The sequence below is a fragment of the Streptomyces sp. 5-10 genome (genome assembly GCF_014712245.1).
In the GTDB taxonomy this organism is placed as follows: Bacteria; Actinomycetota; Actinomycetes; order Streptomycetales; family Streptomycetaceae; genus Streptomyces; species Streptomyces violaceusniger.
On the sequence record NZ_JACVYG010000048.1, the window covers coordinates 1 to 18732 of the forward strand.

The window sequence follows — 18732 nt, forward strand, 5'->3', positions numbered from 1 at the left end:
CCACGATCGCGATCGGATCGTCGGCCACCGCAACCGCCGGAGCCACCACACCACCCGCCGCCACAACATCCGCACCCAGCAGCTCAGCACGCAGATGGTCGGCCAGGGCCGTCGCGTTCGGGTAGTCGTAGATGAGCGTGGCGGCCAGGCGCAGGCCCGTCGCCGCGTTCAGCCGGTTGCGGAGCTCGATCGCGGCCAGCGAGTCGAAGCCCAGCTCCTTGAAGGCGCGCCCGGCCGCCACCGCCTCGCCCCCGCCGTGCCCCAGCACCGACGCGACCTGCGCACGCACCAACTCCAGGATCGCACGGTCCTGTTCGGCCTTCGGGAGGCCGCTCAGGCGCTCGCCGAGCGGGGAGGCGGAGTCGGCGTCGGTGACGACCCTGGCGGTGTCGGCGCCGGTCGCGGCGCCCGGCCCGGCCTCCGCCGCCAGCTCGGCGATCAGCGGGCTGGGCCGTACGGCGGTGAGGGTGCGGGGGAAGTTCTCCCAGTCGATGTCCGCGACCGTCACGGCGGTGTCATCGAGATCCAGCGCCTGCCGCAGCGCGGCGACGGCCGACTCGGGCGCCATCGGCGGCATGCCCTCGCGGCGCATCCGCCGCTCCATGGCGTCGTCACCGGCCATCCCGGAGTCCGCCCACGGGCCCCAGGCGATCGAGGTGGCGGGCAAGCCCTGGGCGCGCCGCCGCTCGGCCAGCGCGTCCAAGTAGGCGTTGGCCGCCGCGTAGTTGCCCTGACCGGCGGCGCCCACCGACCCGGTGATCGAGGAGAAGAGGACGAACGCCGACAGGTCCAGGTCGCGCGTCAGCTCGTCCAGATGCAGCGCGGCGTCCGCCTTCGCCCGGAGCACCGAGGCGAACCGCTCGGGCGTGAGCGCGTCCAGTACGCCGTCGTCCAGCACACCGGCGGCGTGCACGACGGCGGTCAGCGGGAACTCGGCCGGTATGGACGCCAGCAGTTCGGCGAGCGCGTCCCGGTCCGCCACATCACACGCGGCCACCGTCACCCGAGCACCCGAAGCCACGAGCTCATCCCGCAGCTCGGCCGCACCCGGAGCCTCCGGCCCCCGGCGGCTGGTGAGCACCACATGCTCGGCCCCGTTCGCCACCAGCCAGCGAGCCACATGCGCACCCAGCGCACCCGTACCACCCGTCACCAGCACCGAACCGGACGCCCGCCAGCCCTCGTCGCCCGACGTACGGGACCCGACCGCCCGCACCAGCCGACGCCCGAAGACGCCCGAGGCGCGCACCGCGACCTGATCCTCACCCGAGCCACCGGCCCCGGCCCCGGCCAGCACACCCGCAAGCCGCCCCAACGCACGCTCATCCACCGACTCCGGCAGATCGACCAGACCGCCCCACCGCTCCGGCAACTCCAACGCCGCCACCCGGCCAAGCCCCCACACCAACGCCTGACCCGGACTCACCACACCATCGGAACGCCCCACCGACACCGCACCCCGCGTCGCCACCCACAACGGCGCACCCACACCCACATCACCCAACGCCTGCACCAACGCGGCCGTACGCAACAACCCCGACGCGCCATCGCCCTCGCCCAGCGCCAGAAGCGACACCACACCCGTCACCGAGGCGTCGCCCACCGCCGTACGCAGCTCCCCCGCCACCCCGGCACGGTCCACCGCGTTCGACTCGACCACCCGCACATCGACGCCACGCCCGGCCAGCATCCGCACCACACCCGTGGCCCAGGCACCCTCAGCCTCACCGCCGGGCACCACAACCACCCAGCAGCCACCCGAAACACCGGCCGCCGACCGCTCCGTCACCGGCTTCCACGCCACCCGGTAACGCCAGCCGTCCACCGCAGAACGCACCGACTCCTGCCGCCGCCACGACGACAGCGCGGGCAGCGCCTCACCCAGCGAAACCCCCGGATCCACCGCGAGCTCCGCCGCCAGCGCGGCCACATCCCCGCGCTCCACCACATCCCAGAACCGCCCGTCCACCGCCGAGCCCGGCCCGGCCCCGGCCGCCGATCCGGCCGGGGCCGGGGCGTTGAGCCAGTACCGCCGGCGCTGGAAGGCATAGGTGGGCAGGTCGATCGTGCGGGCGCCGGTGGTGGCGTACGGCGCGGCCCAGTCGGCCTTCTTGCCCCGGACGTACGCCAGCGCCACGGCCGCCGTCAGGGTCTCGGCCTCGGGGCGCCCGGCGCGCAGCGCGGCGGCGTACGCGGTGCCGTCGGCGTCCGGCAGACAGTCCTGGGCCATGGCGGTGAGCACGGCGTCGGGGCCGAGCTCCAGGAAGGTGGTGGCGCCCTTGTCGGCCAGGGTGCGCACACCGTCGAGGAAGCGCACGGCCTCGCGGACGTGGCGCACCCAGTACTCGGGCGAGCACAGCTCCTCGGCGGTGGCGACGCGCCCGGTGACGGTGGACACCACGGGGATGCGCGGCGGCGCGTACTCCAGCACCTGGGCGACGCGCCGGAATTCGGCGAGCATGCCGTCCATCAGCGGGGAGTGGAACGCGTGGCTCACGGTGAGCCGCTTGGTCTTCCGACCCCGCGCCTCGAAACCGGAAGCGATCTCCAGCGCGTCCTCCTCGGCGCCGGAGACGACGACGGAGTGCGGGCCGTTGATCGCGGCGATGCCGATCCGGTCCTCGCGCCCGGCGAGCAGCGGCAGCACCTCGTCCTCCGACGCCTGCACCGCGACCATCGCGCCACCCTCGGCAAGCTCCCGCATCAACCGCCCACGGGCGGCGACCAGGGCGGCGGCGTCCTCCAGGGAGAGCACACCCGCCACATGGGCGGCGGCGAGCTCGCCGATGGAGTGTCCGGCGAGCAGTTCGGGGCGCAGCCCCCAGGACTCGAGGAGGCGGTAGAGCGCGACCTCGATGGCGAACAGGGCGGGCTGGGTGTAGTCGGTGCGGTCCAGGAGGGCGGCCTCGGGGCTTCCCTCCTCGGCGAAGAGCACGTCGAGGAGCGGGAGTTCCAGCTGCTCCTCGAGGTACCAGCAGGCGTCGTCGAGGGCTTCGGCGAAGACGGGGTGGGCGGCGTGGAGCTCGCGGCCCATGCCGAGGCGCTGGCTGCCCTGTCCGGTGAAGAGCAGGGCGAGCTTTCCGGCGGCGGGGGCGCCGCGCACGACGGACGGCCCGTCGCCGCCGTCGGCGAGGGTGCGCAGGGCGGAGCGGAAGCCGTCGCGGTCACCGGCGAGGAGCACGGCGCGCTGCTCGAAGGTGGCCCGGGTGGTGGCCAGGGAGTAGCCGATGTCGGTGAGGGCGAGGCCGGGGTCGGCCTCCAGCAGCGCGTGCAGCCGCTCGGCCTGGCCCTGGAGGGCGTCGGTGGTCTTCGCGGACAGCGGCCAGGGCAGCACGGCGGGTTCCGCGGAACCCTCGCCGTCGGGCTCCTCGGCCTCGCCCCGCTCCTCGCCGTCGGCCGGGGGCTGCTCGATGATGGCGTGCGCGTTGGTGCCGCTCATGCCGAACGACGAGACGCCCGCGCGGCGCGGGCGGTCGCTCTCCGGCCAGGGCCGCGCCTCGGTCAGCAGCTCGATGTCACCGGCGGTCCAGTCGACATGCGGGGTCGGCTCGTCCACGTGCAGCGTCCGCGGCAGTACCCCGTGGCGCATCGCCATGACCATCTTGATGATGCCGCCGACACCGGCCGCGGACTGGGTGTGGCCGATGTTGGACTTGAGCGAGCCGAGCCACAGCGGGCGGTCCGCCTCGCGGTCCCGGCCGTAGGTGGCGAGCAGCGCCTGGGCCTCGATGGGGTCGCCCAGTGTCGTACCGGTGCCGTGGGCCTCGACCGCGTCGACCTCGCCGGGCGTCAATCCGGCGCCTGCGAGGGCCTGGCGGATGACGCGCTGCTGGGCGGGGCCGCTGGGGGCGGTGAGGCCGTTGCTGGCGCCGTCCTGGTTGATGGCGGTGGAGCGGACGACGGCGAGGACCCGGTGACCGTATCGGCGGGCGTCCGAGAGCCGTTCGACGAGCAGCATGCCGACGCCCTCGCCCCACGCGGTGCCGTCGGCCGCAGCGGCGAACGGCTTGCAGCGGCCGTCGGGCGCGAGGCCGCGCTGGCGGCTGAAGGCGATGAACGAGCCGGGGTTGGCCATGACCGCGGCGCCACCGGCGAGCGCCATGGTGCACTCGCCCGCGCGCAGGGCCTGCACGGCCAGGTGGAGCGCCACCAGGGAGGAGGAGCAGGCGGTGTCGACGGTGACGGTGGGGCCCTCGAAGCCGAAGGTGTAGGCGATGCGGCCGGAGGCGACGCTGGCGGCGTTGCCGGTGACCAGATAGCCCTCGAAGCCCTGCTCGGCCTCGTGCAGCCGGGGGCCGTAGTCCTGGGTCTCGGCGCCGACGAACACACCGGTCCGGCCGCCCCGGAGGAGCGCGGGGTCGATACCGGCGCGTTCGAAGACCTCCCAGGAGGTCTCCAGCAGCAGCCGCTGCTGCGGATCCATCGCCAGCGCCTCGCGCGGGGAGATTCCGAAGAACGCCGGGTCGAACTCATCGGCGTCGTGCAGGAATCCCCCTTCGCGGGTATAGCTGCTGCCCGGCCGGTCGGGGTCGGGGTCGTAAAGCCCGGCGAGATCCCAGCCCCGGCTCACCGGGAACTCGGAGATGACGTCCTTTCCGCCCGCGACGATTTCCCACAGTTCTTCGGGGGATCCGACCCCGCCGGGGAACCGGCAGCTCATTCCGACAATGGCGATGGGTTCGTCGGCGGCGATCGGGCCCATTCCGGCGTCGGCCGGAGAGGCGTCGGAGTCGCCGTCCCCGCCGAGCAGTTCGGCCCGCACATGGCGGGCGAGGTCGGCGGGGGTGGGGTGGTCGAAGGCGAGGGTGACCGGCAGCCGCAGCCCGGTGGCGGCGGTCAGCCGGGCGTGCAGATCGACCGTGGCGAGGGAGTCGAAGCCCAGGTCGAGGAAGGGACGCTCGGGGTCGAGGACGTCCGGCGCCTTGTCCTTGAGGGCCTGTTCGACGATCTCGCCGACCCAGGCGGTGAGGGCTTCGGCGCGCTCGGCCTCGGGGAGCGCGGCGAGCCGGTCGCGCCACGGGGACGCCCCTTCGGGGCTCGTGCCCCCCTTTTCGGTGTGCTCGGGCGTGAAATCCACGGACTCACTCACCATCGCGCGCCCCATTACCCTCGCAGACATAACACCAAGACCGTACGTCAGCTTTACACAGGGCAGGGCGACCAGAAACCCCTTCAAACCCCCTATGGACCCCTATCATCCCTTTGGGGTCCCGTATTCGAGGGGCCTGGCGCAATGGCCATCGTTAATTCACCAGAGTGCATGAGAATTCCGGTGGCGACAAGGATCTCGAGCAAATAATGCGCCCACTATTCAGTTTTTAGAGGTGGAGGGGCGGCCTTTCGGTCCGCCCCTCCACCTCTCGGGGGATCGCCAGTTGGTCTCGGGGTGGTCAGCCGCGGTCGGGGGCTCTCTCGATGAACGGGGCCAGCAGCCCCGGTACCGCGGTCTCGGCGAGGGCGATCCCCTGGCCTTCGGTCAGGTCGTGCACGCGGTAGACGCCGTCGCCCGCGGCGGTGGTGGCGCCGAGGGTGATCAGCCCGGCCCGGCGCTGGAAGGGCGTCCGGGAGAGCTTCCAGCCGATGATCCCGTCGCGCTGGAGGGCGACGGTGCGGCGGGCGAACGCACCGGAGCACGCGGCCAGATAGCGGCCGCGCAGCCCGTGGCCCAGGCTGTGGTACGCGCTGAAGGCGAACGCCACCAGGACCGGCACCAGCACCACACCGGTGACCACGCCGGTGATGACGAGCCACCGGCCCAGCCACAGGCCCAGGCCCACCGGGACGGCCGCGATCAGGGCCGACCACATGAGGGCGCGGTTGATCCGGCGCCGCAGGGCCGCCCTGGGGTGCGCGAGCAGACCCTTGCGCTCGACCAGCCCGGGGCCGGTCGGCAGCGCCTGGGCGGCGACCCGCATGGCCTCGTCTCGCGGGGTGGGCGGGGTCAGCCCGCGGCGCCTGCGGTTGTCCTCCTGGTTGCCCAGGCCGCTGGCCACGGCGTTGAGCTTGGCGCCCTTGGCCCAGCGCAGCGGGACGAGCTCGACGAGTTCGAGGCCACGCAGATGGCGCTCCTCGATGCTCACGGACCGGGTGGCCAGCAGACCGCGGCGGATGCGGAGGATTCCGCCGTCCTCGCGGCGCAGTTCGTAACCGGCCCAGTTCTCGATGTAGGTGGCGGTGGAGCCGATCATGCCGAGGACGACGATGACGACGGCGGCCAGCAGGATTCCGTACCAGAGCGGAATGGTGCCGAAGCGGTCCTCGAGGTCCTTGACGACGCCGAGGTCCAGCGGGTTCACCTGGAGCTCGCTCAGGGTGCGGTACGCGCTGGCGGCGGCGATGAAGACGCCGCCCACGCCCCAGACGGTCAGCGGGCCGTAGCGCAGCCAGGACCAGTCCAGCCGGCTGAGCACCCCGTCGCTGTCGGCCACCGGCCTGGCCCGGCCCGCGTCGCGCAGGGCGATGATCTGGCGGCGCAGCTCCAGGGCCTCGGCCTTGGTGATGCCGTCGAGGGCGAGCCTGCGGGCGGCGGCGTCGCTCTGGTCCCCGCTGTCGATGCGCAGCGTGGTGAGGCCGAAGATCCGGTGGACCGGGTTGGCGGTGAGGTCGACACCGCGGATGCGGCCGATCGGGACCGAGCGCTCGCTGCGGAAGAGCAGCCCGGTGTGGAGCTCGAAGCGGTCCTCGGTGAGCCGGTAGCGGGTGGTGAACAGCCGCATCAGCCCGATGCCGCTGATGACCAGGAAGGTCAGGAACAGCGAGCCGAGGGTGATGATGACCTGGAGGTTGGTCTCGCCTCCGGTGACCGCGAGGCTGGCCAGGAACATGGCCACCGGCGCGGCGAGGATGGAGAGGTTGACCAGGAGCAGCCGCCCGTTGAGCCGCCCCCAGTCGCGGCCGGCCGCGTGGGAAGACGGCCGCACGGTGGTCTCGGAGCTCATGTGGCGTCTCCCGGCACGGCCTGGGTGCACTTGGCCAGGTACTCCACCAGGTCCCCGGCGAGCTTGTGGTCGATGCCCTTGATCTTCACCGCGCCCGCGGCGGAGGCGGTGGTCACGGTGACGCCGGAGAGCCCGAACATCTGCTGCAGCGGGCCGCGCAGGGTGTCCACCGTCTGGACCCGGGACAGCGGCACGACCCGCCACTGCTGAAAGAGCCAGCCGGAGGCCGCGTAGACCGCCTCGTTGGTGGCCTCCCAGCGGTGGACCCGGTAGCGCCAGGCCGGCATGACGGCCATGTAGAGCAGCCCGGGGACCAGCGAGATCAGCGTGGCCCACATGAAGAACTCACGCGTGGGGGGAATGGAGGCCCACAGGATCCCGAAGACGAGCGGCAGGGGCAGGGCGAAGAGTGCGGACTGCAGCGTCCACCAGCCGATCGCACGGCGGTCGACCCGGTGCCGAGGCGGTCGGAGCCTCAGGTTGTCATGGCTTTCCACTGCTTCACCCTGCTCTTGCGTCTGACGGGTGCCGGGGCGGGGCCCGGCGGGGGTTGGTGGACTATGAAATCAGGCCGCTCAGACCGACGCACCGGTGGCGGTCTGCTGCGGCAGCTGACCGGCCCCGGTGTTCTGGTCCTTCAGCTTGCGCATCTTGGCCAGCAGCACGGCGGTTCGGGTCAGCACCATGGCCAGCGACATGAAGACGAAGGCGTTGGCGTAGGTGTCCTGGCCGCTGATCTTGTAGTCGATGGAGAACTTGACCAGGTCCATGGTGAACCAGTGCTCGGCGCCGTAGGCGAAGAGGACGCGTCCGCCGGAGAGGACGATCCACACCAGGGCGTAGCCGATGCCACCGATGGTGTAGAGCTCACCGGACGTGGCGTCCTTGTAGGCGGGCAGCAGCACTCCGGCGATCAGACCGCAGATGACGCCGGTGCCGACGCCCACGAGCTGGAGGGAGATGTCGTTGCCCTTGGTCGGGAAGGACTCGACGAAGATCGCGATGACCACGGCCACGGCGATGACCGAGCGCACCATCCGCATCGTGGTGATGCGGCGGCGGCCGATGTCGGTCGCCAGGATGATGATCAGGATCGTGCCACTGGCGATCAGTGCGGACAGGAACTGGCTCATCTGTGGCATATGCGACGTTCTCCAAGCCGAACGGGGATGTGCGTTCGGTGTGACGGTTCTCCGTCCCACCTGACCCAACGCTAGAAGCGGGCGCGCCACCGCGAGACGACTGAACGGTGGGTTCTGGCTGTCAACCGTCCGGTGGACACGGTGGACACGCGTGGTAGTACTGAGCCGTGCGCAATCACTCTCCGGGGGACGGCTCGCAGACCGGGGCGTACTACGGTCCCGAGTCCGGCACCCGCTGGTTCGGCCTGTGGGACGGCTTCTTCGCCGTCTCCTATCTCGTCACGGCGGTCCTGCTCTTCCTCTCCGGCGACTCGCAGGCCACCAACCCCATCCCGATCGCCGCGCTGACGCTGATGGTGCCCTGGTACGCGGCGGTCGGCCGGCCGCTGATGATCGAGGACACCTACGGCCCGCGGAACCTGGTCTTCGCGGCGGGCCTGGTGACGCTGTTCTGTCTCACCACGGCGTTCAACCTCGTCGGCGCGTTCGCGCTGTTCGCGGTGATCCCGATGCTGATCATGAGCCTGCCGATGGCCTCGGCGGTGGCGCTGGCCACGGTGGCCAACCTCTGCCCCGTGCTGGTGGTGGCGTTCACCGGTGAGGATGTGGGGCTGAGCGTCCTGGGCGTGCTGCCCATCTCGCTGCTGAGCATCGCGCTGTCGGTGCTGCTGGGGATGTGGATCAAGCGGGTGGTGCGGCAGAGCAAGGAGCGCGGACTGCTCATCGAGGAGTTGCGCCACAGCCGGGAGCGGGTGGCCCGGCTCTCCCACGAGGCCGGTATCTCGGCCGAGCGCGAGCGGCTGGCCCGGGAGATCCACGACACCCTGGCGCAGGGCCTGACCAGCATCATCAGCCTGGTGCAGGCGGCCGAGTCGGAGGTGCGCGGCGCCCCGGACCAGGCGGTGCACCATCTGTCGCTGGCCGGGCGGGTGGCCAAGGAGTCGCTTGCCGAGGCCCGGGACTTCGTGGCCGCCCTCACCCCGCCCGCGCTGCGCGGCGGTTCGCTGTCCCAGGCGGTGCGGCGGCAGGCGGAGGGGCTGATCGCCGAGACCGGCCTGGAGGTGCGGTGTTCGGTGATGGGCGAGGAGAAGTCGCTGCCGATGGCGGTGAGCGTGGTGCTGCTGCGTACGGTGCAGGAGGCCATCGCCAATGTGCGCAAGCACGCCAAACAGGCCCGTACGGTCGATGTGATCGTGGTCTTCGACCAGGGCGGGGTCCGGCTGCTGGTCCGCGACGACGGCGAGGGGTTCACCCCCGACGGCACCCAGGAAGGCTACGGGCTGCGCGGGATGCAGGCCCGGGTCGAGGAGATCGACGGAGTGGCGTCCGTCACCAGCAGCCCCGGACGGGGCACCACCGTGGAGGTGAGCGTGCCGATGACGGCGCTGGCCGGGGAGGAGTCGCGTGGCTGAGGGTACGCCGGGCGGGGCGAGCCCGATCAGGGTCCTGCTGGCCGACGACCATCCCGTGGTGCGGGAGGGGCTGAGCGCCATGCTGGAGTCCGCCGAGGGGATCACGGTGGTCGGGCAGGCCGGTTCCGGTGAGGAGGCGGTGGTCCAGGCGGCCGCGCTGCGGCCGGACATCACCCTGCTGGATCTGCGCATGGGCGGGATGGACGGGGTCGAGGCCACCGGGAAGATCCTGCGGCAGGTGCCGGGCTGCAAGGTGGTCATCGTGACCACGTACGAGGACGACTCCGACATCCTGCGCGCGGTGGAGGCGGGCGCCGCGGGTTATCTGCTGAAGGGCAGTTCACGCCAGGAGCTGATCGACGCGGTGCAGACCGCGGCGCGTGGCGAGACCGTCCTCACCCCGTCCCTCGCGGGCAAGCTCTTCCGCACCCGGGCACCCGAGCCGTCCCCGCTCTCCGGCCGTGAGCGCGAGGTGCTGCGGCTGGTCGGCCGGGGGCTGACCAACGCCGAGATCGGCGCCGAGCTGTTCGTCAGCGAGGCCACGGTCAAGACGCACCTGCTGCGCTCGTATCGGAAGCTCGGTGTGTCCGACCGCACGGCCGCGGTGATGAAGGCCATGGAAAACGGCCTGCTGAACTGAGGGCCTCTACACCGTCCCCGTCAGGCTGCTGTCGGAGAGCTTCGCGGGGAGGTCGCGGCGGCGCTTGACGTTCAGCTTGCGGTAGATGCGGGTCAGGTGCTGCTCCACCGTGCTCACGGTGACGAACAGCTTGGAGGCGATCTCCCGGTTGGTGTTGCCGTGCGCGGCCAGCACCGCGATCCGCACCTCCGCCTCGGTCAGCGCCTCCACATCGCGCTGCGCCTCGGTCCCCTGGCCCGGCTGGGCGGCGGCCGCCGCGAGCTCGCCGGGGTCCGCGTGGCGGGGCATCAGCTCACGGCAGAGCGGATCGGCGCCGCAGGTCTTGGCCACGTGCCAGGCCTTGCGGACGAGCACCCGGCCCCGGTTGAAGTCGCCCAGCGAGCGGTAGGCGCGGCCGAGTTCACCGAGGGCGACGGCCAGCTGGATGCGGTCGTCGCCGCCCTCCAGGATCTCCACGGCCTCCTTGAGCCGGGGCACCCGGCGCTTGAGCTCGTCGGTGCGGGCGAGCACGACCAGCAGGGCGCCGCGCAGCCGGGCGTCCTCCGGGCCCAGCCGCAGCTGCTCCTCGGCCAGCGCGCGGGCGCGCGCGGGGTCGCCGAGGGCCAGCCAGGTCTCGGCGGCGTCCAGCCGCCAGGGGGTCAGCAGGGGGATGTCCATCCGCCAGGCGCCCATCAGCTCACCGGCGGCCGTGAAGTCGCCGAGCGCGGCGTGGTAGCGGCCGGTGGCCAGGTGGCAGCGGCCCCTGGCGCGCAGGTAGAACAGCCCGGGGAGGGTCTGGAAGAGCTCCTCGGGCAGAGGCTGTTCGAGCAGCGCCATGGCCTCGTCGTAGTGGCCCATCCCGGTCTCGGCCTGGATCAGGGTGGACAGCAGCAGCCCAAGACCCACGCCCCAGCCCTGGACCGAGATCCGTGACATCGCGGTGCGCGCCTGGTGCGCGGCGACCTGCAGATCGCCCTGGCGCAGCGCGATGTCGGCCCGTACGGCGGACAGCAGCGCCTGCCAGGTGGGCACGCGGCGGGCGGAGCATTCGCTCTGCAGCCGCTCGCACCAGGACAGCGCGAGGTCGAGCCGGCCGGCCAGGACGAGTGCCATCAGCGCGACGACCAGCGGCTGGAGGGTGCTGTCGCTCAGGTGGTAGCGCTGCAGGACCCGCTCGGCCTCGATGACGGCCCGGTCGGCCTGACCCTCGGTGAGCACGGCGGACATGGTGGCGGCGGCGTGGGCGTGGGCCAGGTCGGCCATGTCGCGCGGGGCTCCGGCGGTGGCCCCGGTGGCGCCGGTCCCGACGGTGGGGAGGCGGTCGCGCAGCGGGGGGCTGAGCATGGTCAGCCACTGGGCGGACGCGGAGACGGCGGCGGTCATCGCGGGGTCGTCGCCGGTGGCGGCCGAGCGGGCCAGCGCGGCGACGGCGCCGGCCGCCGCGTCCAGCCGTCCCGACCAGGCGAGGTAGGAGGTGATCGGGGCGACGTCGCGCGGGGCGAGCCGGCCCCGCTCGGCGTCCTCGGTGAGCTCCGGCAGATGGCTCTCGGCGCCGGCCGGGCCGATCCGCCAGGCGACGCTGACCAGCCGGGCCTTGAGCGCGGAGCGCTCGGGACCGGGGGCGCAGGCGTGGTGGGCGCGTTCGAGGCAGCGGAGCGCGAACTCCAACTCCTCCTCGACCAGGGCGAATTCGGCGGCCTCGCGCAGCACGGGGACGGTCCAGGCTTCCGCGTCCTGCCGGGCGGAGACCAGTTGGCGGGCCACGTCGAGCGCGGAGGCGCCGTCGGCGTGCAGCATCCGGGCGGCACGGGCGTGCAGGGCGCCGCGGTCGGTGGCGGGGATCGCGTCGAGCACCGCGGTACGGGCCACCTCGTCGCGGAACGCGTTGTGCTCCAGGATGGCGCACTGGTGCAGGTCCTGGACGCCCTGCTGGACCGTGTTGACGCTCAGGTCGAGGAGCTGGCCGAGCAGCCGTGGGGAGCGGGCGTCGCCGAGGACGGCGACCCCGCGGGCGATCCGCAGCACCTCGGGCTCGCCCCGGTGCAGACAGCCGAGGACGGCGTGGGCGAACGCCTCGCCGGGCGCCGGGCGCTGCTGGGCCTCGCCGTGCTCGCCGACGGTCCGCCAGTCCTCCAGCAGGGCGCGCAGCAGCAGCGGGTTGCCGCCGGAGATGCGGTGGCATTCGGGGGCGAGGCGGGTGGCGACGGTGGCGGACAGGGTGCCGGACAGCGCCTCGGCGACGCCCGACTCGGTGAGCATGTGCAGCCGCATGCGCACACAGTTGGGCTGGCGGAGCAGTTCGGCGTGGAAGGTGAACTGTTCCTGGCGAAGTCGGGGGGATTCGGTGAGGACGATGAGAACCTTCGCCTGACGCACCCGCCGGGCCAGGTGGAGCAGGAATTGCAGCGACTGGTCGTCGCCGCAGTGCACATCGTCGACAAGGACGACAAGAGTGCGATCGTCGACCATCCGCAGCAGCGCCGAGGAAATCTGGGACATCACGTGCATGCGTCCCGCGGCGGTGGATTCCAGCGCGTTTCCGTCAAGCAGCGCGATCACTTCGGATCGCACATCGGCGGGCATCGCACCGTTATCGAAAATCTTTCGGACAATTCCGAAGGGAAGGTCCCGCTCGGCCCGCGAACCGGTCGCTTCCAGGAGCAACGCACCGCTTTCGATGGCCTGTTCGGCAAAGGTGTTCAGCAGTGTGGTCTTACCACTGGCCACCGCACCGCTGACCAGAGCCAGCCGGCCCCGGCCCTGCGTCGCGCCGTGCAGCATTTCGCGCAGCGCGGAGAGGTGGTTCTCCCATTCGAAGAGGTTCGCAGGCAAAGAATTCATCCCCCGATGAAGCCACCTGATGCCCCCAGCGGGCCGCCGGGGGCATCGAGCGTGACGAGTGGTGTTTTCCAGTGCGTCGGGCAGGGTCCTGAGGCGGTCGGCTCAGGGTCTCGACCCCGAAAGCGCCGTCGCGACGAGACTCATAATCGGCCCTTGATGCCCGGCCAAGAAGAAGTGGCCACCCGAGAAAACCCGGATGTCGAACGCGCCGGTGGTGTGCGACCGCCAGGCTTCCGCCTCCTCGAGGCTGGTCCTGGGGTCGTTGTCGCCGGTCAGTACGGTGATCGGCGAGCGGACGGCGGCGCCGGGCACCGAGCGGTAGGTCTCGATCGCCTTGTAGTCACCGCGAATCGCCGGCATCGCCATGCGCAGGATCTCCTCATTTCCGAGGACGCGGGAATCGGTGCCGCTCAGCAGCTTCATCTCGCGTACGACGCCGTCGTCATCGCGCCGGTGCACATTCTCGTCGCGGTAACGGGACGGCGCCCGGCGGCCCGAGGCGAAGAGGGCGAGCGCGGAGAACTCCGGGTCGGCCTCCTCCAGCCGACGGGTCACCTCGAACGCCAGAACGGCGCCCATGCTGTGCCCGAAGAAGACGACCGGGAGATCGAGCCAGGGCTTCAACTCCGCGGCGATGGTGTCGGCGTACTCGTCGATGTTCTCGATCAGCGGGTCCTGCCGCCGGTCCTGACGCCCCGGATACTGCACGCACAGGACATCAGCGGACGACGAAAGCGTTTGGGACATCGGGAAGAAGAACGACGCCGAACCCCCGGCATGGGGCAGACAGACCAGACGGGCGCGACTCTCGGGCATCGGATGGAATCGTCGTATCCAGACGCTGTCTTCTCGCTGTGCACCCATGCGTAGGGAAAGTCTTTCACTCGTCAAGCAAAATGTGGGGGACAGACGGCAGAGCGTACCGGGCACGCGCCCAAGGCGCGTCGGCACAGCACTGCCCCTTCATGATTAACACGCCCAATGATGTAGGGGGCACCCCTAGTCTAGGGGGATTCTCCTTGACTGGGGTCACGGGGCGTGCGCGACTGCCGTGCGCTCTTGTTGAGCGCCTCCGCCAAATCGTCCAGGGCGTCGACGAGTTGCTCCGCGTCGCGCAGCGCCACCCCCGGACGGTCCCCGGACCGCTGCCGCCACCGCTCCAACGACTGGTGCACCGGCGACCAGTTGAGCGGCCGCCGCTCCCGTACCGCCCGCACCGCCTCCGGCAGCGCCTGCCGCAGTGCCGCGGCGAACTCCCCGGCCTCCGCCGATGGCGGCGCGTCCCGCTCCGGCAGATGCGCCTCCAGCAGCATGGCGACCCGGCCCATCATGGACAGCGCCGTCTACGCCGCCCGTGCCGCGGGCCGCGACAGCCCGCGGTGGCGCACCGGTTCCCGGTGCGCCTGGGTCTCGCTCTGCTCCCAGGCCGCCCGCGCCGCGCGGGCGTCCAGCAGGGCGTCCCGCACCTGGCGGGGGCGGCGCTCGGCGGGGCGGGCGTAGGCGTCGAAGACGGCGGTGGCGAAGGCGCCGTTGGCGGCCAGCCAGTCCGCGAGCCGGTCCCGCAGCCGCGGTGTCTCCCAGGCGGGGAAGACCGCGTACGCGACCATCGCCAGCACCCCGCCGAGCAGCGTCAGCGCTACCCGCGCCTGCACGGTCTGGTGCCATGCCTCGCCCGCGATGCCGAGCAGGAAGACCACGTACGCGCTCACGCACGCGGAGGTCACGATGAAGCCGGTGCGCAGCAGCAGATACATCGACAGGACGGACAGCACGGCCAGCCCGGCGCTCAGATACGAGCCGGGGTTGACCAGCGCCACCACCCCGCCGCCGACCAGCACCCCGGCCAGGGTGCCCAGGAAGCGGGCGACACCGCGGGAGTAGGTCTGGGCGAAGTCCGGCCGCAGGACCATCGTGGAGGTCAGCGGCGCCCAGTAGGAGTGTCCCAGCGGCAGCGTCGTGCTCAGCAGATAGCCGCTGACGCTGACCACGCACAGGCGCACCGCGTGCCGCAGCACCGGCGAGGACCAGCGGGTCTCGCGGCGGACGGCGCGCAGCGCCATGGCGGCGGTGGCCCCGAGACCGGGGCGGGGCAGGAAGCGGTGCACCATCCGGCCTTCGGCGGACACCTCCTCCACCGGCTCGTCGGACGCCTCCACCACGTCCGCCACCAGCGAGAAGAGCCGCAGCGCGGCGCGGCGGGCGGCGCCGGTCAGCTTGGGCCCGTCCTCCGGCATCCGCAGGACGGCCATGGCCTCGGAGGGCACCCGCACCGGTGTGCCGTGGCGGATGGCGTGGGCCACCGCGTCCAGCACGGTGCCGGTGGCGGCGAGCAGTTCCCGCACCCGGTCGCGCTCGGGCCCCTCCTCGGGGGCGCCGACCACCGGGTCGGCCAGCGAGGCGAGCACCGGGCGGATCCGCTCGGCCAGCAGCCGGTAGCCGCTCAGCTGCCGAGGGCGCCGCCGGGCCTGACGGGGCGTCATGGCGGCGGCGCCGCGGGCGTCCATCAGCGGCTTGGGGTCGAAGGCGGCCACCGGCTCGTGGCGCAGCCTGCGGGCGTAGTCCGCCACGGCGGCGAGCGCGTCGGCGAGGGCGTCGCGCTGTACGCCCCACGGCCGCACCGGAAAGAGCACGATCAGCGCGGCCTGCACCACGCCGCCGAGCCCGACCAGCAGGGCGTGCCCCAGGGCGCCCATGACCGAGGTCGGCAGGGTCACCGTGATCAGCATGACGGCCACCATCTGGGTGGAGACCAGCCCGGAGACCGGGCCGACCGCCCACGACATGCCCGTCATCAGCGTCCACACGGCGAGCATGAGGACGAAGGTGAGGGTGTGGGCGGCGGCCAGATAGCCGAGGAAGGTGCTCACCGCGAGACCGCTCGCGGCGGCCAGCGCCAGCCAGGGCCGGGGGCGCCAACTGCGCTGGAAGGTGGCGATCCCGGCGGAGAAGGCACCGAAGGCCGCCGAGACGGCGAGCGTCGGCGAGCCCAGCCACAGCGCCGTCCCGACGACGAGCGCCACCCCGCACGCGGCACGGATCGCGACCAGCGGCTCGGTCCTGGTGCGCTCGATCGCAAGGCCCGTCCGGGCGGTCTCCTTCAACGCGTGCGACCAGGTCATGCGGCGAGACTACGGGGTGACCCCGAGAGAACTGAACCTGCCGTTCCGGTCCCCGGACGTCGCCTCCGGAAATCCCCCACCACCTCCGTATCGCCCCCTCACCTGCCGTGAGCTGGCCCTAACGACGAGCCGACGTCTGGAAACGCGGTCCGGTTTGTGAGGACGTGTACTCATGAGCCGCCGTATTGTTCCCTCTAGCCTGGCAGCAGCTGATAAGGGTGATGCACGGCTCAGCCGTAGTGGAGGGGGAAGATGGGTTCGTTCGAGGAGGAATGGGCGCGCCTCAAGGACGGCGCCGCAGGCGGGCCCGGGATGCGGCTGGCGAGCGCCGGGGACGGCGGCGCCGAGGGAGGCGTGAAGTCCAGCAAGACCGCGTGGACGGCGGCGGGCAGCGCCGTCGGGGGCCTTTGCAGCAACACGAAGAAGGTGCTGACCTCCCTCGAGACCGGCCAGCACGGTCTCGCCACCGACGGAGGGGTGGAGACCGCGGCGGCGCAGTCCGAGGTCTACCAGAGCTGGAAGACGTACCTGGACAAGCTGTCCGGGCGATGCACCACGCTGCAGGGCAACCTGGAGCGGGCGGGCAAGGACCTGCTCCTCACCGACGAGAACGTCAAGGGCCTTTTCGTGGAGATGGGAAAGCAGTACCGCGACACCCCGGCCGTCGGCGGCGAGGGAAAGTGACCTGAGCCATGGACATCGAGGCGCTGAAGACGCTCAAGCTGCACGAGTTCGAGGAAGCGGCGACCGGCTACCGCTCGGTCAGCGACATGGGGAGCCAGGCGAAGGACGCGCTGGAGCAGCGGATCACCGTCCAGATGCGGAAGGCGCTGAAGGGTGAGGCGGTCGATGCCGCGGTCGTCCAGCTGCGCGAGGTGGCGAAGGACTTCCATTACGTGCAGGTAGAGTGCGGCCTGATCGGCACAGCCCTGAACGCCTTCGCGGCGGACATGCGCCCGGCGCAGGACAAGCTGAAGCGGGCGCTGGCGGAGGCCGCTGAGCACAAGTTCACGGTGGGCGCCGATGGCTCGGTGGCCTATCCGGCGGCCGGTGAGAACCCGGGCGGTTCCCCGCCGCAGCCCGGTTCGGCCAGCGGCACCCTGTCCGAGCAGGTCCGGGCGGTCCAGCGCCAGGCGGGCAACTTCGACCCGAACCCGAACTACGCGATAGCCCAGGACATCGCCAACCGCATCGCGGAGGCCCTGAAGGAGGCCACGGACGCGGACCAGAAGTGGGCGCCGCAGCTGCGCAAGCTCAAGGCGGACGACGACCTGGTCGTGTCCGCCGAGGACTGGGCGGACGCGGGGAAGGACACGGCGGGCGTCCGCAGGGCGGGCCAGGACTATCTGGACTCCCTGCCGCAGCCCCCGAAGCACGGCAGCCCGAAGGCCAACGCGGACTGGTGGAAGGGGCTCGACCCCGAACAGCAGGCGGCCTGGACCGCGCTCCAGCCGAACACCGTCGGCGGGCTCGATGGCCTGCCCGCCACGGCTCGGGACGAGGCCAACCGTATCGTCCTCGACGAGAAGCGGGGCCAGTACCAGACGGAGCTGAACGGGATCCCCAAGCCGCCCGCGAACGAGTGGACGTGGATCACCGCAGGCATGTTCCCCTCCAAGGTGCACACCGACGAGTGGATGGAGTGGGACAGGAAGTACGGCGACCAGTACCGGCACCTGGAGTCATCCCTCAAGGGCATGAACGCCATCCAGACCCGGTTCGACCAGACCGGCAAGGGCGGCTTACCCGAGGCGTATCTACTCGGCTTCAGTCCGGAGGGCAACGGCCGGGCCATCGTGGCCAACGGCAACCCGGACACCGCTCGTCACCAGGCCGTGTACGTGCCCGGCACGACGTCGAACCTGGGCAGTATCGGCGGCAACGTCGACCGGATGACCGAGCTGTGGCGCCAGACACAGCAGGCGACACCGAATGCCTCCGTGTCGACCATCACCTGGCTCGGCTACGACGCCCCGCAGAGCATCGTCAAAGATGCCCCATTCGAGCACTACGCCTACGACGGAGCGCCCGCCTATCGGAAGTTCATGGACGGTCTCGACGCCTCGTACAGTGGTTCCGGCGAGCCGCACCGCACGGCCATCGGGCACTCCTACGGCACCACCCTCATCGGGGCAGCGGCCCAGACAGGCGACCTCAACGCGGATGATGTGGTCTTCGCCGGGAGCCCGGGGGTAAAGGTAGGTTCGGCCAGTGAGATGGACGTTCCGAAGGGGCACGTGTGGAACGAGGAAGCGGACGGGGACAAGGTCCCGGACATCGGCCGCTGGGGTCACGGCGGCAGTCAGTGGAAGATGGGCGGCGGCGTATTCCTCATCCCCAGCGACGATGCCTTCGGCGCGCACCAGATGAACACGCACGCCGAGGGCACCGGCCCCCAAGCGACCACGGGAGCGGAAGGCCACAGTGAGTACTGGAACAAGGGCACGACTGCGCTGAAGAACCAAGCGTTGGTCGTGGTCGGCGAGTACGGCGACGTCACCGCTCCCCGGTAACGCATCCCACCCAGGCGCGCAAACACCCACCGGCCCACCATCGACCTGCCGAACAACACCAAGGACTCGCATGCTCCGCGCACCGCTCCCCACCTCTCATCGGCGTCGCCCGGGCAGTGCCGTGTTCCCTCTCGTATTGACCGGCCTT

At 71.6% G+C, this 18732-nt stretch carries 10 protein-coding genes and 1 pseudogene; 4 read left to right on the forward strand and 7 right to left on the reverse strand.

Annotation, left to right across the window (positions count from 1 at the left end; translation table 11 throughout):
• From IEJ02_RS50040 to IEJ02_RS37020, 4 genes are all read right to left on the reverse strand, one after another.
• The coding region (locus tag IEJ02_RS50040) for a type I polyketide synthase (protein ID WP_370467180.1) at positions 1–5077 on the reverse strand (5077 nt) is incomplete at its 3' end.
• A 313-nt stretch (positions 5078–5390) separates the two neighbouring features.
• Positions 5391–6938, reverse strand: a complete 1548-nt coding sequence (locus IEJ02_RS37010; RefSeq protein ID WP_191068799.1) for a PH domain-containing protein — start codon at positions 6936–6938, stop codon at positions 5391–5393.
• Positions 6935–7435 carry a PH domain-containing protein gene (locus IEJ02_RS37015; protein WP_191068800.1) on the reverse strand — a complete coding sequence of 167 codons (501 nt, stop codon included), beginning with the start codon at positions 7433–7435 and terminating at the stop codon, positions 6935–6937. Before IEJ02_RS37015 ends, IEJ02_RS37010 begins: the two co-directional genes overlap by 4 nt.
• 78 nt (positions 7436–7513) lie before the next feature.
• A complete protein-coding gene (locus IEJ02_RS37020; protein ID WP_191068801.1) occupies positions 7514–8080 on the reverse strand; it encodes a hypothetical protein in 567 nt (188 codons plus the stop codon).
• Between the two features lie 167 nt (positions 8081–8247).
• Between IEJ02_RS37020 and IEJ02_RS37025 the strand changes: the two genes are divergently transcribed.
• Together IEJ02_RS37025 and IEJ02_RS37030 are read left to right on the forward strand one after the other, a co-directional pair.
• Positions 8248–9492, forward strand: coding sequence for a sensor histidine kinase (locus IEJ02_RS37025; protein WP_191068802.1), 1245 nt, complete (start codon positions 8248–8250; stop codon positions 9490–9492).
• A complete protein-coding gene (locus IEJ02_RS37030; RefSeq protein WP_191068803.1) occupies positions 9485–10132 on the forward strand; it encodes a response regulator transcription factor in 648 nt (215 codons plus the stop codon). The genes IEJ02_RS37025 and IEJ02_RS37030 overlap by 8 nt, the downstream gene beginning before the upstream one ends.
• Positions 10133–10138: 6 nt before the next feature.
• Here IEJ02_RS37030 and IEJ02_RS50045 read toward each other — a convergent pair whose 3' ends face one another.
• The 3 genes and pseudogenes from IEJ02_RS50045 to IEJ02_RS37045 form a co-directional block, all read right to left on the reverse strand.
• Positions 10139–12952 carry a helix-turn-helix transcriptional regulator gene (locus IEJ02_RS50045; RefSeq protein WP_191068804.1) on the reverse strand — a complete coding sequence of 938 codons (2814 nt, stop codon included), beginning with the start codon at positions 12950–12952 and terminating at the stop codon, positions 10139–10141.
• Between the two features lie 102 nt (positions 12953–13054).
• Positions 13055–13816 (reverse strand): thioesterase II family protein, encoded by a 762-nt coding sequence (locus IEJ02_RS37040; protein ID WP_191068846.1) that lies wholly within the window; start codon positions 13814–13816, stop codon positions 13055–13057.
• Positions 13817–13956: 140 nt separating this feature from the next.
• Positions 13957–16071, reverse strand: a pseudogene (locus tag IEJ02_RS37045) (FUSC family protein).
• 252 nt (positions 16072–16323) lie between these two features.
• On the opposite strand from IEJ02_RS37045, the gene IEJ02_RS37050 reads away from it, so the two are divergent.
• Together IEJ02_RS37050 and IEJ02_RS37055 are read left to right on the forward strand one after the other, a co-directional pair.
• Positions 16324–16755: a hypothetical protein gene (locus tag IEJ02_RS37050; RefSeq protein WP_191068805.1), complete on the forward strand. Its 432-nt coding sequence runs from the start codon at positions 16324–16326 to the stop codon at positions 16753–16755.
• Positions 16756–16763: 8 nt separating this feature from the next.
• Positions 16764–18584, forward strand: coding sequence for an alpha/beta hydrolase (locus IEJ02_RS37055; RefSeq protein WP_191068806.1), 1821 nt, complete (start codon positions 16764–16766; stop codon positions 18582–18584).
• Positions 18585–18732: the final 148 nt, after the last annotated feature.

Excerpts from the sequence above, each read along its gene's own strand:
- IEJ02_RS37010 (WP_191068799.1), bottom strand. The coding sequence starts at position 6,938 with ATGAGCTCCGAGACCACCGTGCGGCCGTCTTCCCACGCGGCCGGCCGC.
- IEJ02_RS37020 (WP_191068801.1), bottom strand. The coding sequence starts at position 8,080 with ATGCCACAGATGAGCCAGTTCCTGTCCGCACTGATCGCCAGTGGCACG.
- IEJ02_RS50045 (WP_191068804.1), bottom strand. The coding sequence starts at position 12,952 with ATGAATTCTTTGCCTGCGAACCTCTTCGAATGGGAGAACCACCTCTCC.
- IEJ02_RS37040 (WP_191068846.1), bottom strand. The coding sequence starts at position 13,816 with ATGGGTGCACAGCGAGAAGACAGCGTCTGGATACGACGATTCCATCCG.
- IEJ02_RS37050 (WP_191068805.1), top strand. The coding sequence starts at position 16,324 with ATGGGTTCGTTCGAGGAGGAATGGGCGCGCCTCAAGGACGGCGCCGCA.
- IEJ02_RS37055 (WP_191068806.1), top strand. The coding sequence starts at position 16,764 with ATGGACATCGAGGCGCTGAAGACGCTCAAGCTGCACGAGTTCGAGGAA.